Origin of the sequence: Streptomyces sp. NPDC059002, from assembly GCF_042740435.1 — a bacterium.
GTDB lineage: Bacteria > Actinomycetota > Actinomycetes > Streptomycetales > Streptomycetaceae > Streptomyces.
Map to the genome: position 1 here is coordinate 52,819 of NZ_JBHYJI010000003.1, position 13,857 is coordinate 66,675.

General features: G+C 67.4%; 12 protein-coding genes. 7 read left to right on the plus strand and 5 right to left on the minus strand.

Translation table 11 applies throughout. The features are described from left to right. The first annotated feature begins 29 nt into the window (after positions 1–29). The 6 genes from ACFWZ2_RS03915 to ACFWZ2_RS03940 all read left to right on the plus strand — a co-directional run bounded on the left by ACFWZ2_RS03915 (position 30) and on the right by ACFWZ2_RS03940 (position 5,597). Positions 30–959: an ABC transporter permease gene (locus tag ACFWZ2_RS03915; protein ID WP_384541380.1), complete on the plus strand. Its 930-nt coding sequence runs from the start codon at positions 30–32 to the stop codon at positions 957–959. Next, positions 952–1,914, plus strand: a complete 963-nt coding sequence (locus ACFWZ2_RS03920; protein WP_384541383.1) for an ABC transporter permease — start codon at positions 952–954, stop codon at positions 1,912–1,914. Before ACFWZ2_RS03915 ends, ACFWZ2_RS03920 begins: the two co-directional genes overlap by 8 nt. Before the next feature lie 20 nt (positions 1,915–1,934). Then, the gene (locus ACFWZ2_RS03925; RefSeq protein ID WP_384542136.1) at positions 1,935–2,987 is read left to right on the plus strand and encodes an ABC transporter ATP-binding protein; all 1,053 of its coding nucleotides are present in this window, start codon (positions 1,935–1,937) and stop codon (positions 2,985–2,987) included. After that, positions 2,980–4,128, plus strand: coding sequence for an ABC transporter ATP-binding protein (locus ACFWZ2_RS03930; protein ID WP_384541385.1), 1,149 nt, complete (start codon positions 2,980–2,982; stop codon positions 4,126–4,128). The genes ACFWZ2_RS03925 and ACFWZ2_RS03930 overlap by 8 nt, the downstream gene beginning before the upstream one ends. A 214-nt stretch (positions 4,129–4,342) precedes the next feature. After that, positions 4,343–4,882 (plus strand): SigE family RNA polymerase sigma factor, encoded by a 540-nt coding sequence (locus tag ACFWZ2_RS03935; RefSeq protein WP_384541388.1) that lies wholly within the window; start codon positions 4,343–4,345, stop codon positions 4,880–4,882. Beyond that, positions 4,875–5,597 carry a hypothetical protein gene (locus ACFWZ2_RS03940; RefSeq protein WP_384541390.1) on the plus strand — a complete coding sequence of 241 codons (723 nt, stop codon included), beginning with the start codon at positions 4,875–4,877 and terminating at the stop codon, positions 5,595–5,597. The genes ACFWZ2_RS03935 and ACFWZ2_RS03940 overlap by 8 nt, the downstream gene beginning before the upstream one ends. A 133-nt stretch (positions 5,598–5,730) precedes the next feature. On the opposite strand, the gene ACFWZ2_RS03945 is transcribed toward ACFWZ2_RS03940, so the two are convergent. From ACFWZ2_RS03945 to ACFWZ2_RS03965, 5 genes are all read right to left on the minus strand, one after another. Then, on the minus strand, positions 5,731–6,771 hold the full coding sequence (locus tag ACFWZ2_RS03945; protein WP_384541393.1) for an ABC transporter ATP-binding protein: 1,041 nt from the start codon (positions 6,769–6,771) through the stop codon (positions 5,731–5,733). A 26-nt stretch (positions 6,772–6,797) separates the two neighbouring features. Next, positions 6,798–7,823, minus strand: a complete 1,026-nt coding sequence (locus ACFWZ2_RS03950; RefSeq protein WP_384541396.1) for an ABC transporter ATP-binding protein — start codon at positions 7,821–7,823, stop codon at positions 6,798–6,800. 20 nt (positions 7,824–7,843) lie between these two features. Beyond that, on the minus strand, positions 7,844–8,824 hold the full coding sequence (locus ACFWZ2_RS03955; RefSeq protein WP_384541398.1) for an ABC transporter permease: 981 nt from the start codon (positions 8,822–8,824) through the stop codon (positions 7,844–7,846). A gap of 89 nt (positions 8,825–8,913) precedes the next feature. Continuing rightward, on the minus strand, positions 8,914–10,698 hold the full coding sequence (locus ACFWZ2_RS03960) for an ABC transporter substrate-binding protein (protein ID WP_384541401.1): 1,785 nt from the start codon (positions 10,696–10,698) through the stop codon (positions 8,914–8,916). Positions 10,699–10,785: 87 nt separating this feature from the next. Continuing rightward, positions 10,786–11,811 carry an ABC transporter permease gene (locus tag ACFWZ2_RS03965; RefSeq protein ID WP_384541403.1) on the minus strand — a complete coding sequence of 342 codons (1,026 nt, stop codon included), beginning with the start codon at positions 11,809–11,811 and terminating at the stop codon, positions 10,786–10,788. Between the two features lie 386 nt (positions 11,812–12,197). Here ACFWZ2_RS03965 and ACFWZ2_RS03970 point away from each other — a divergent pair, with 386 nt between their 5' ends. After that, complete coding sequence (locus ACFWZ2_RS03970) at positions 12,198–13,829, plus strand: ABC transporter substrate-binding protein (protein ID WP_384541406.1); 1,632 nt, start codon at positions 12,198–12,200, stop codon at positions 13,827–13,829. Positions 13,830–13,857 lie beyond the last annotated feature (28 nt).

Here is a 13,857-nt window from a genome sequence, read left to right on the forward strand (position 1 = left end):
GGCGACTCCGGATTTGGACGGAGGCACCAATGGGGCGCTACGTCGCACGGCGACTGCTCCAGATGATCCCGGTCTTCATCGGGACAACACTGTTGATCTTCATCATGGTCAACGTGCTCCCCGGCGACCCGGTACGGGCGCTGTGGGGAGACAAGCCGCCGGACCCCACGCAGGTGGCGCAGATCCGGCACGACCGCGGTCTGGATCTGCCGCTCTGGCAGCAGTATCTGCATTACATGGGCGGCCTGCTGCAAGGGGACTTCGGCAAGACCATCGCCGGCAACCGGCCGGTGCTCGACGAGATCACCCAGGCGTTCCCGGTCTCGATGAGACTGGCCTCGATGGCCTGGACGTTCGAGCTCATCGTCGGCATCACCCTCGGTGTCCTCGCGGGCATCCGGCGCGGGCGTCTCGTCGACAACACGGTCACGCTCTTCACGCTCCTGGTGATCTCTGTCCCGATCTTCGTGGTCGGCCTGCTCTGCCAGCTGTTCTTCGGCAACGAGCTGGGCTGGATCACACCCACGGTCCAGGACTCCGAGAACATGGGCCAGTTGCTCGTGCCCGCCCTGGTGCTCGGCATGGTCGGTCTCGCCTACGTGGCGCGCCTGACCCGTACGTCCATCGCGGAGAACCGCCAGGCCGACTACATGCGCACCGCGGTCGCCAAGGGACTGCCGCGCCAGCGCATCGTCACCCGGCACCTGCTGCGCAACTCGCTGATCCCCGTGGTCACTTACCTCGGCACCGACGTCGGCACCCTGATGGGTGGCGCGGTCATCACCGAGGGCATCTTCAACGTGACGGGCGTCGGCAACCTGCTCTTCCAGGCGCTGGCCCGCCGTGAGGGCGCGGTCATCGTCGGCGTCGTCACCGTCCTGGTGCTCGTGTACCTCGCAGCCAGCCTGATCGTCGACCTGCTTTACGCGGTCCTGGACCCGAGGATCCGTTATGCCTGACCTCACCAAGACCTCCACCACCGACGAGACAGCCGCGGCGAAGGACGAAGTCGTGGCGGGCAGCGCGGTCTCCGCCCCCGCCTCGACGGGCAAGCCGCGCAGCCTCTGGGGCGACGCCTGGCGCGAACTGCGGCGCAACCCGCTCTTCGTGATCTCCGCGTTCCTGATCCTGGTCCTGCTGCTCGTCGCGGCCTTCCCCGGCATGTTCACCGGTACGAACCCGGAGACCGGCGACCAGGTCAACCACTTCCTGGGCAAGCCCAACCTCGGGCACTTCTTCCAGGCGGACTGGTTCGGCTACGACAGGACGGGCCGCAGCATCTACGCACGCGTCGTGCACGGTGCGCGCAACTCCATCCTCGTCGGCGTCGGCGTGACGCTGCTCGTCACCCTCTTCGGCGGCCTGTGCGGCATGCTCGCCGGCTACTTCGGCGGCTTCTGGGACAGCCTGATCTCGCGTCTCATCGACGTGTTCTTCGGCATCCCGTTCCTGCTCGGCGCGATGGTCGTCCTGAACGCCTTCACCGACCGCACCGTCTGGGTCGTGATGGGCGCGCTCGCCTTCCTCGGCTGGACGCAGATCGCGCGGGTGATGCGCGGCGCGGTGATCACCACCAAACACGCCGACTATGTGGTGGCGGCGCGTGCGCTCGGCGCGGGGACGAAGCGGATCCTCTTCCGCCACATCCTGCCGAACGCGCTGGCTCCGGTGATCGTCGTGGCGACCATCTCGCTCGGTACGTACATCGTCGCCGAGTCGACGCTGTCCTACCTGGGCCTCGGTCTCGGCGACGGCGCCATCTCGTGGGGCGGCGACATCTCGGACGCGACGCAGGACATCCGGAACAACCCGCACACGCTGTTCTTCCCGGCAGGAATGCTGAGCATCACGGTGTTGGCGTTCATCATGATGGGTGACGCCGTACGCGAAGCCCTCGACCCGAAGCTGCGCTGAGGGAGGCGTACGTGACCAGCATCGACATCAAGGAAAACTCGATCCCCGCCCCCCGCTCGGGCGAGGAGAAGAGCGGCCGCCTCCTGGACGTGAAGGACCTGCACGTCGAGTTCCACACCCGGGACGGCGTGGTCAAGGCCGTCAACGGCGTCAACTACAGCGTGGACGCGGGCGAGACGCTCGCCGTGCTCGGTGAGTCGGGCTCCGGCAAGTCCGTGACCGCCCAGGCCATCATGGGCATCCTCGACATGCCGCCCGGAAAGATCCCGCAGGGCGAGATCCTCTTCCGCGGCCAGGACATGCTGAAGATGTCCAACGAGGAGCGCAGGAAGATCCGCGGCCGCAAGATCGCGATGATCTTCCAGGACGCGCTCTCGTCCCTCAACCCCGTGCTCTCGGTGGGCTATCAGCTCGGCGAGATGTTCCGGGTGCACGAGGGGATGAGCCGCAAGCAGGCCAAGGCCAAGGCCATCGAGCTGATGGACAAGGTCAAGATCCCGGCCGCCAAGGAGCGGGTGAACGACTACCCGCACCAGTTCTCCGGCGGTATGCGCCAGCGCATCATGATCGCGATGGCGCTCGCCCTGGAGCCGGACCTGATCATCGCGGACGAGCCCACCACGGCGCTCGACGTGACGGTCCAGGCCCAGGTCATGGATCTGCTCGCGGAGCTCCAGCGCGAGTACAACATGGGCCTGATCCTGATCACCCACGACCTCGGCGTCGTCGCCGACGTCGCGGACAAGATCGCGGTCATGTACGCGGGCCGGATCGTCGAGACGGCGCCGGTGCACGAGCTCTACAAGCGCCCGGCACACCCGTACACCCGGGGTCTGCTCGACTCGATCCCGCGCCTTGACCAGAAGGGCCAGGAGCTCTACGCGATCAAGGGCCTGCCGCCCAACCTGCTCAAGATCCCCGGCGGTTGTGCGTTCAACCCGCGCTGCCCCAAGGCGCAGGACATCTGCCGCACGGAGATCCCGGCCCTGGTGCCGGTCACCGAGCAGGACGGCGCGGAGCTGGCCGGCCGCGGCAGCGCGTGCCACTTCTGGAAGGAGACGATCCATGGCTGAGCCGCTCAAGAAGACGGAAGAGCCCGCCGACGCCACCCCGAACGTCTCCGACGTGGAAACGGTCGACGCGGCCACCGCCGAGGAGGCCGTCGCGGCCATCGAGGCACCGGCCGAGCGCGGCGAACCGATCCTCCAGGTCCGCAACCTGGTGAAGCACTTCCCGCTGACCCAAGGCATCCTGATCAAGAAGCAGGTCGGCGCGGTCAAGGCGGTCGACGGCATCTCGTTCGACCTGTACCAGGGCGAGACGCTCGGCATCGTGGGCGAGTCCGGCTGTGGCAAGTCCACGGTCGCCAAGCTCCTGATGACGCTGGAGCGGGCCACGGCCGGTGAGGTCTTCTACAAGGGCCAGGACATCACCAAGCTGTCCGGGCGTGCGCTGAAGGCGGTCCGGCGCAACATCCAGATGGTGTTCCAGGACCCGTACACCTCGCTGAACCCCCGTATGACGGTGGGCGACATCATCGGGGAGCCGTACGAGATCCACCCCGAGGTCGCCCCGAAGGGGTCGCGCCGCCAGAAGGTGCAGGAACTCCTGGACGTGGTGGGCCTCAACCCCGAGTACATCAACCGCTACCCGCACCAGTTCTCGGGCGGCCAGCGCCAGCGCATCGGCATCGCGCGCGGTCTGGCCCTCAACCCCGAGATCATCATCTGCGACGAGCCGGTCTCGGCCCTGGACGTCTCCGTCCAGGCCCAGGTCATCAACCTGATGGCGAAGCTCCAGGACGAGTTCAACCTCTCCTACCTCTTCATCGCGCACGACCTGTCGATCGTCCGGCACATCTCGGACCGCGTGGGCGTGATGTACCTCGGCAAGATGGCGGAGATCGGCTCGGACGAGCAGATCTACGACCACCCGACGCACCCCTACACGCAGGCGCTGCTCTCCGCGGTGCCGGTGCCCGACCCGGAGGCCCGCGAAGGCCGCGAGCGCATCATCCTCACCGGTGACGTCCCCTCGCCCGCCAACCCGCCCTCCGGCTGCCGCTTCCGCACCCGCTGCTGGAAGGCGCAGGACAAGTGCGCGAAGGAGATCCCGCTGCTCGCGATCCCCGAGCGCTTCAAGGGCAAGGACACCCCCGCGGCCCACGAATCGGCGTGCCACTTCGCCGAGGAGAAGGCGGTACTGGTCGGCTGAGCGCCGCTCGGCCGTACACGACGGGGAGTACCCGGGACCGAGGTCCCGGGTACTCCCCGTCTTTTTTCTTGTGCAGGACGTCTCCGACCCGGCGCAGGGAACCCCCCTGTGAAGGTGCCGGGAATTCGCCTGTAACAACTTCCGCCCGCCCAGCGTGTATCAGTCAGAAGCGGCGGGCGGACGAGCGCGTCGGGTGAGGGAGGGACGGGGGACGATGGCGACGCGGGTCGGAGAGACGGAGCAGGGGCAGGGCGCCGAGTTCGATGCGTTCTATGCCGCCACGGCCAAGCGCCTGGTCGCCACGGTCTATGCGATGACCGGCGATCTGGCGGAGGCGGAGGACGCGGTGCAGGAGGCGTACGTACGGGCGTGGCAGCGGTGGGACCGGCTCACGCGGGAGGGCGATCCGCTGCCGTGGGTGCGGACGGTGGCGTCGCGGCTCGCCATCAGCACCTGGCGGCGGACCAGGAACCGGCTGCGCGCCCACTTCAGACACGGCCCGGGGAGTGACGTACCCGAACTCTCCGCGGACCGCGTCGCCTTGGTGGAGGCGCTGCGCGAACTCCCGCTCCAGCAGCGGCAGGTGGTGGTCCTGCACCATCTCCTCGACCTCCCCGTGGAGCAGGTGGCACAGGAGACCGGCGCCTCCAACGGCGCCGTACGCACCCGGCTGAGCCGGGCCCGCAAGGTATTGGGGGAGCGCCTCGCCGACACGGCGGCGTTCAGCACGGAGGGGGCGGCGAGCCATGGCTGAGCTCAAGGGGCGGACCGAGGTCGAGGAACTCCTCGACGACGTCAGGCTGCGACTGCCGGACGGCGCGGAGCTGCGGGCCAGGGGCGGCAGGCGGCGGGCCCGGCGCCGGATCGCGGTGGCCACGGCGGCGGTCGCGGTCGTGGCGGGCGCGGTGCTCTGGGCGGTCGTGCCCGGGGGCGGCGACGGCGGCAGGGACGTGCGTCCGGCGGACCGTCCGGGAGAGCCGGGCAAGTACGAGATGGGCGACACCGAGTACCGGAAGGACGGCGTGGTGCACCTGCTGCGCGCAAAGGAGCTTCCGCTGTACGGGAAGTGGCACTGGCAGGAGGGGGACTACGGCGGCGACACGGACGTGAGCATCATGAAGATCGGGATCAATGACGTCGGCTGTGCGCCGCTCGGCTCGGGCGATACGCCGGGACACGGCCGCTACACCCAGACCTACCGGGGCGACAACAACGCCGCAGCCCGGCACCGCTACGCGGAGTTCGCCCGGGCCGCCGACGCCGACGCAGTGGTCCAGCACCTGCGCAACGTCCTCAGCAACTGCGGAATGAAAGAGAGAGGGAAGGGCGCGGACACGTACTTCACGGGGTCGGGCACGGGCCCGAGGTCCCACCTGCGCGTGTATCTGGCGCACGGCCAGAAGTGGGTCTCGGTGGTGGAGACGGTGGACGACTTCGACCGGTCCTTGAGCCGCCGTGAGCCGTCCTGAGCCGGGGGGAACCGCACAGAAGGCCCGCGCCGCCCTGAGGCGCGCGGGCCTTCCGCGTGTCCCGGCTCCGGGCGCCGCGCCCAGCTCGGGTCAAGGGGGAGGGGCGGGGCCGGGGCCGGGCGGCTGTGCCGGGCTACAGCGACTTGCGGGCCGCGGGGATCGCCAACTCCGTGGCTGCCTCGGGGAAGTGGCAGGCCGTCAGATGCCCGTCCCCGTTCCCCTCGATCCGCACCAGCGGCGGCGCGTCCGTCGCGCACTTGTCCTGTGCCTTCCAGCAGCGGGTGCGGAAGCGGCAGCCGGAGGGCGGGTTGACCGGCGAGGGCACGTCGCCGGTCAGCAGGATGCGTTCGCGGCGCGGGACGTCGTCCGCCGTCGCCTCGGGCACGGCGGACAGGAGTGCCTTGGTGTACGGGTGGCGCGGGTTGCCGTAGAGGTCGGCGCGGTCGGCGATCTCCACGATGCGGCCGAGGTACATCACGGCGACGCGCTGCGAGAAGTGGCGTACGACGGCGAGGTCGTGGGCGATGAAGAGGAACGCGATGCCCAGGTCCTTCTGGAGCTGCTGCAGCAGGTTCACCACCTGCGCCTGGATCGAGACGTCCAACGCCGACACCGGCTCGTCCGCCACGATCAGCTTGGGCTCCAACGCCAGCGCCCTCGCCACGCCGATACGCTGCCTCTGCCCGCCCGAGAACTCGTGCGGGAAGCGGTTGTAGTGCTCGGGGTTGAGGCCGACGGTCTCCAGGAGTTCACGGACGCGTGCCTCACGGCCGCCCGCCGGGTTGATGTCGTTGACCTCCATCGGACCCGAGATGATCTTGCCGACCGTCTGCCGCGGGTTCAGCGAGGCGTACGGGTCCTGGAAGATCATCTGGATCTCCGAGCGGACCGGCGCCAGCTGCTTGCGGGTGGCGTGCGCGATGTCCTGCCCGCGGTAGGAGATCGTCCCCTCGGTCGGCTCCAGGAGGCGGGTGATCAGCCGTCCCGTCGTCGACTTGCCGCAGCCGGACTCGCCGACCAGGCCGAGGCTCTCGCCCTCGGCGACGGTGAAGTCCAGGCCGTCCACGGCCTGTACGGCGCCGATCCTGCGCCGGAACGGGAAGCCGCCCATCACCGGGAAGTGCTTGGTGAGGCCCGAGACGTCCAGGAGAGGAGGGGGCGTGGTGCTGCTCATCGTCGTGAAATCCCGTCTCTTGTCCGTCAGTCGGTCCGCGAGCCCGCGAAGTCCGCGAAGAATTCGGCCCGTTGCTCCGCCGTGAGATGGCAGGCCGCGCCGCGGCCCTCGGTCAGCTCCAGGAGCGGCTGTTCGCCCGCGCAGCGCCCGCCGCCGACCTGCTCGGTGAACGCGCACCGGGGGTGGAAGCGGCAGCCGGACGGGGGATTGAGCAGGCTCGGCGGTGTGCCGGGGATCGGCGAGAGCGGCACGTCCACGGGCCCCTCCAGCGACGGCATGGAGCCCAGCAGGCCCCAGGTGTAGGGGTGCTGCGGCGCCCGCAGGACCTCCTTCTTGGTGCCGCGCTCCACGCACCGGCCGCCGTACATCACCAGGACGTCGTCCGCGATGTCGGCGATGACGCCGAGGTCGTGCGTGATGAAGATGATCGACGTGCCGAACTCCTGCTGCAGGTCCTTGAGCAGATCCATGATCTGCGCCTGGACCGTCACGTCGAGTGCCGTCGTCGGCTCGTCGGCGATCAGCAGCGACGGGTCGCAGACCAGCGCCATCGCGATCATCGCGCGCTGCCGCATGCCGCCGGAGAACTGGTGCGGATAGTCGTCCACGCGCAGGTCGGGCTGCGGGATGCCGACCTTCGTCAGCATCTCGACCGACCGGTCCCGCGCCTCCTTCTTGGAGGCGCCGGTGTGCTTGCGGAACGTCTCGCCGATCTGCCGGCCGATGGTGTGGTACGGCGAGAGCGAGGCGAGCGCGTCCTGGAAGATCATCGCCATCTTGTTGCCGCGCAGCTTCTCCAGCTCCCGCTCGGTGGCGGTGAGGAGTTCCTGCCCGTCGAGCAGGATCTCGCCGTCGATGGCGGTGCTGTCCTTGTGGTGCAGGCCCAGGATGGCGAGGTTGGTCACGGACTTGCCGGATCCGGACTCGCCCACGATGCCGAGGGTCCTGCCCTTCTCCAGGTCGAAGTCGAGGCCGTCCACGGCCTTGACCATGCCGTCCTCGGTGGAGAAGTGGACGCGCAGGTCCCGTACGGACAGGAAGGGGGTGCTCATCAGATCTCTCTCCCTGAGCCCTAGGACAGCCGCACGCGCGGGTCGATCAGCGCATACAGGGCGTCGACGATGATGTTGAAGACGACGATCGCGGCGGCGGCCACGAGGACCACGCCGAGCAGCAGCGGCAGATCGCTGGTGTCGACCGCCTTGACGGAGAGTTCGCCGATGCCGTGCAGGGCGAACGTCTTCTCGGTGATGATCGCGCCGCCGAGCAGTACGCCGAGGTCGAGGCCGAAGATCGTGACGATCGGGCCCATGGCGCCGCGCCAGGCGAAGCGGAAGAAGACGGTGCGGCGCGAGAGCCCCTTGGCCCGGGCCGTGCGGACGTAGTCCTCGCTCATCGACTCGACCAGCTGGGAGCGCGCCATGCGGGTGTAGTTCGCCGTGAAGATGAGCGCGAGGACCAGCCAGGGGATCAGCAGTCCGGAGAACCACTTGGCGGGGTTCTCGGAGATCGGTGTGTACGAGGGCCGGTCGAGCAGATGCATCTGGTCGGTGAGGAGGTACACGGCGAAGACGCCGACGACGTAGATCTGCATGGACGAGGCGATCAGCGAGGCCGAGGAGGCGACCTTGTCGAGGGCCTTGCCCTGCTTGACGGCGGCCAGCATGCCGGTGCCCACACCGAAGACGACGAACACGACCGCGGCACCGAGTGACAGCGAGACGGTGGTCGGGAAGCGGTCGAGGATGGTGGCGAGCACGGGCTCGCGGTTGCGGAACGAGTAGCCGAGGCAGGGCGCGTCGCAGAAGCCGTAGGTGTCGTAGTCGCGGCCCACGAACAGGCCCTCGAACCAGTGCCAGTACTGCACGGGCACCGGGTCGGCGATCCCCAGGTTCTGCTTCACAAGGGCCAGCGTCTCCGGCGGGCAGACCTTGCCGCAGGCCAGACGCGCGGGGTCGCGCGGGGCGGTGTAGAAGAGGAGGAAGACGATGGCGCTGATGATCAGCAGGATCACCGCGCCGCCGATGATGCGGCGAATGAGGAAGCGGAGCATGGCAGTTGGGATTCCTGACGGGGATGCCGTTGAGGACGTGGTGTCCGGTACGGGCTCCCGCGCGGGGAGCCCGTACCGGGGGCCGGTCGTCAGGCCTTGACGTACACCTTGGAGAGCAGCGTGGCCGCGAACTGCGGGTCGTGGATGGCGCCGCCGACCTTGGAGCCGTGCAGGTACCAGCGGCGCTGGTAGGTCTCCGGGATGATCGGCACGACCTCCTTCATGATCCGCTTGTCGAGCGCGGCCCAGGCCTTGCCGGCCTCCTTCGGGTCCGGGATGACGGCGTTCTTCTTGATGGCCTCGTTGATCCAGGGGACGTCGCACTGCGAGACGTTGTTCTGGCCGTCACCGATGGCCTCGCCGTCGAGCATCGGCTGGATCATCGTGTAGGCGGTCGGCCAGTCCGGTGACCAGCCGAACCACATCACGTCGAACTTGTTGTCCAGGCGCTGTGCCTGGTCGTAGAAGTCCGTCGAGTTGAGCGGCTTGATGACCGGCTCGAAGCCCGCGGCCTTCAGGTTCTTCTCGATGACGATCTTGGTCTTGTCGTACGTGGGGCGCCGTGGGAAGGCGTACACGATCTTCGTGCCGAGCTTGCCCGCCTTCTTCAGGATCTCGCGCGCCCGCTTCACGTCGCCCTGCGGCTTGTCGAGCTTGCCGTACAGGTCGAACTTCTCGCGGCCGATGATGTCGGGGCTGAGGATCGTCGTCGCGTAGTCGCCCGCGCTGGTGCCGCCGTAGATCTTGCGGCTCTGCTCGAGCGGCCAGGCGATGAGGAGGGCCTTGCGGACCTCGACGTCGGTGACGCGCTTCATGTTGATGGCGAAGTAGTAGGTGCCCGTCGACAGGCCGTTGAAGCTGCGCTTCTTGATGTCGGGGGTGGTGAGCACCTTCTGCATGCGCTCGGCGGGGATGGGCTCGTAGATGGCGACCATCTGCTGGTCGGTGCCCTGGTCCGCGATGAAGCGGTCGTTGGACTCCAGGCCCGTGGGGCCGAACTCGAACTCGAAGGTGTCCGGGTAGCCGTTGCGGATCGGGTCGGTCGCCGGGTCCCAGTTCTTGTTGCGGGTCAGCGTCATCGACTTGTCGATGGAGCGGCTCTTGAGGATGTACGGGCCGCAGGAGAAGGGCGCCTTGTCGTACTTCTCCTTGGTGTCGTGCTTGACCGGGGTGGCGGCGTACGTGGTCATCGCCAGCGTGAAGTTGAAGTCCGGGCGGGACTCCTGCAGCTTGAACGTGATCGTCTTCTTCTTCTTGTCGATGACGATCGAGTCCAGGTGCTTGCCCTTGTACGGACCCTCGTACGCGTCACGCCACTTGGCGCCCTTGCCGGTCAGCGCCTGCTGGGCGTAGATGGCGCCCTCGGTGATGAACGGGGCCCAGCCGCGCTCGAAGCCGTGCCGGACGTCGTCGACCGTCAGCTCGCTGCCGTCCTGCCACTTCAGACCGTCCTTCAGCGTGAAGGTCCAGGTCTTGTTGTCGTCGGAGGCCTTGCCGGTGTCGGTGGCGAGGTCGCCGACGAGGGTCTGACGGCCCTCCATGTCGGTCTTGTAGCCGGTGAGGGAGCGCGCGAAGAGCATGGCGATGGAGGAGTTGTACGCGAAGTAGATGCGCTGCGGGTCCATGTGCGACACATCGTCCTCGGCGACGCCGTAGATCGTGCCGCCCTTCTTCGAGCCGGGGACCTCCGGGGCGGGGCCCTTGGAGTCCTCCGCGGTGCCGATCTTGACGGAGGCGCCCGTGTACTCGGTGGCCCCGCCGTGCGCTCCGCCCTTGTCGCCGCCCGAGTCGCCGCTGCTGCACGCGGAGAGGACGAGCGATCCGCCCGCCGCCACCGATGAGGCGATGAGGAGGTTTCTGCGGGAGATTGCCATGTTGCTACCAACCCTGTGTGTGAAGGAGAAAGAGCGGTGTAGCTCGACCGGGCCGGCCCCGTCGCACATGCCGGTCGTGGGGGAGTGTCAGCGCTTGGTCTTCGGATCGAGCGCGTCGCGCACCGAGTCGCCGAGGAGATTGAAGGCGACCACGAAGATCACCATGGCGAGTCCGGGGAACACCATGAAGGTGATGTCGTCCTGGTAGTACTTCGAGCCGTTCTGGATCATCACGCCCCAGTCCGGCGTGGGTTCTTCGAGCCCCACACCGAGGAAGGCGAGCCCGGCCTCGGCGGTGACGAACAGCGGCAGCGCGAGAGTCGCCTGAATCAGGATCGGCGTCCACAGGTTGGGCAGCAGCTCTTTGAAGATGATGCGTGCCGGAGACGCACCCGTGACCTTCGCCGCCTCCACGAACTCCCGCTCGCGCAGGGCGAGTACCTCGCCCCTCAGCAGTCGCGCGATGGGTGCCCAGCCGAACGCGGTCATCACCGTGATGAGGCTGGTGACGATCAGCCACATCGGCGTCTTGTCCTCGGGGCTGACGAGGATCGAGATCATCACCGGGAAGAAGGCGATGTAGAAGAGCGTCGAGGGGAAGGCGAGCAGGATGTCGATGACCCGGCCGATGAGGTAGTCGGTCTTGCCGCCGATGTATCCGGCGGTGATGCCGATGACGATGCCGAACAGTGTCACCAGGAGCGTCGTCGCGGCCGCGATCAGCAGGGAGTTGCGGATTCCGTAGAGCAGGAAGGTGAACACGTCGCGGCCCAGGGTCGGTTCGACGCCGAACCAGAAGTCGCCGTCGATGCCGCCGTTCGCCTTCACCGGGTAGCCGAACTCGTTGAGCAGCGAGGGGTCGTCGAGTCCGTACGTCGTGTACGGATCCTTCCCGTACACCTGGGAGATCAGCGGCGCGCACAGGGCGATCACGAAGAAGAAGACGACCACGCACGCGGCGACGATGCCGGACTTGTCCCGCTTGAACCGGGTCCAGGCGAGCCGTCCGGGCGAACGGCCCTCGCTGCCTTGGTTCTTGGGCGATGCAGGCGTGCCGTCTGTTTTGTCCGTCACTTCAAGTGCCGCTGCAGCGGTGGGAGTTGGCGAAGTCATGGCACTCCAGGCCCGATGGGTTCGGCAGGAATCCGCAGGACAACCAGGCACCTACGGGCTAGGCGCGACTTTCGCAAGGCGTTTCCCGCGTGGTCAATGAATGGTGAGCCGCTTTGAGTCGACCTTGGGATCCTTGACCAGTGCTTTACTCTATGTTGGCCTTCGCTTTGCCTTTGCGTAATCAAGCGTGATGGACAACCGTGGCGATCCGGGGCAAGCCGGGCAATGAGTCCGATATGCAGGCGGCAGCGTCTCGGAATGCGTACATCCGGATGGGCTCCGACTCATACGGGTGGGGTAAATGTGCGGTTCATTCCTCCTGAGGCGATATTTGGCGGTAAGTGAGACAGGTCACATACCGCAGAGCATCAGGACTGGAGGACTCCATGCGTGGAGCCACGCACGCCAAGTGGGCCGCAGGAGCGGTGGCCGTCGCCCTCGCGGCGACGGCCTGTGGTGGCGGGGGCAGCGGCGGCGGTGGCGGCGAAGGATCCGGCATCGTGAGCTCCTCCTGGGGCGACCCGCAGAACCCGCTCGAGCCCGCGAACACCAACGAGGTCCAGGGCGGCAAGATCCTCGACATGATCTTCCGCGGCCTGAAGCGGTACGACCCGAAGACCGGCGAGGCCAAGGACATGATCGCCGAGTCGATCGACACCAAGGACGCGCAGAACTTCACGGTCAAGATCAAGGACAACTGGAAGTTCAGCGACGGCGAGAAGATCACCGCCAAGTCCTTCGTGGACGCCTGGAACTACGGCGCGAACCTCAAGAACAACCAGAAGAACGCCTACTTCTTCGGCTACATCGAGGGCTACGACAAGGTCCACCCGGAGAAGGGCGACCCCAGCGCCCAGACCCTCTCCGGGCTGAAGGTCGTCGACGACAAGACCTTCACCGTCAAGCTCAGCCAGAAGTTCTCCACCTGGCCCGACACCCTCGGCTACCCGGCCTTCGCCCCGCTGCCCAAGGCGTTCTACGACGACCACGACGCCTGGCTCTCCAAGCCGGTCGGCAACGGCCCGTACACCGTGGACTCGTACACCAAGGGCTCGAAGATGTCCCTGCGCAAGTGGGACGCGTACCCCGGCGACGACAAGGCGCAGAACGGCGGTGTGGACATGAAGGTCTACACCGACAACAACACCGCCTACACCGACCTGATGGCGGGCAACCTCGACCTCGTCGACGACGTGCCCGCGTCCCAGCTCAGCAACGCCAAGAACGACCTCGGCGACCGCTACATCAACACCCCCGCGGGCATCATCCAGACCCTCGCCTTCCCCTTCTACGACAGCAAGTGGGACAAGGCGGGCATGGAGAAGGTCCGCCAGGGCCTGTCCATGGCGATCAACCGCGAGCAGATCACCGAGGGCATCTTCCAGAAGACCCGCACCCCCGCCACCGACTGGACCTCGCCCGTGCTCGGCGACGACGGCGGCTACAAGGACGGCCTCTGCGGCGACCCCTGCAAGTACGACGCCGCGCAGGCCAAGAAGCTCGTCGCGGAGGGCGGCGGCATCCCCGGCGGCCAGCTCAAGGTCACGTACAACGCGGACACCGGCTCCCACAAGGAGTGGGTCGACGCGGTCTGCAACTCCATCAACAAGGCGCTCGGCAACGACAAGGCCTGCGTCGGCAACCCGGTCGGCACCTTCGCGGACTTCCGCAGCAAGGCGTCCAAGCAGGAGCTCGACGGGGCCTGGCGCGCGGGCTGGCAGATGGACTACCCGCTGATCCAGAACTTCCTGCAGCCCGTGTACTACACGGACGCCCCGTCCAACGACGGCAAGTACTCCAGCGCGGACTTCGACAAGCTGATCGACCAGGCCAACGCGGAGACCGACAAGGCCAAGGCCGTCACCACGTTCCAGGACGCCGAGAAGGTCCTCGCCAAGGACATGCCCGCCATCCCGCTCTGGTACCAGAACGGCAGCGCCGGCTACTCGGACAAGGTCTCCAACGTCTCGCTGAACCAGTTCAGCGTGCCGGTGTACGACCAGATCAAGGTCAACTGAGACGCCGGGAGCGGCCGCCCCGCGGTGA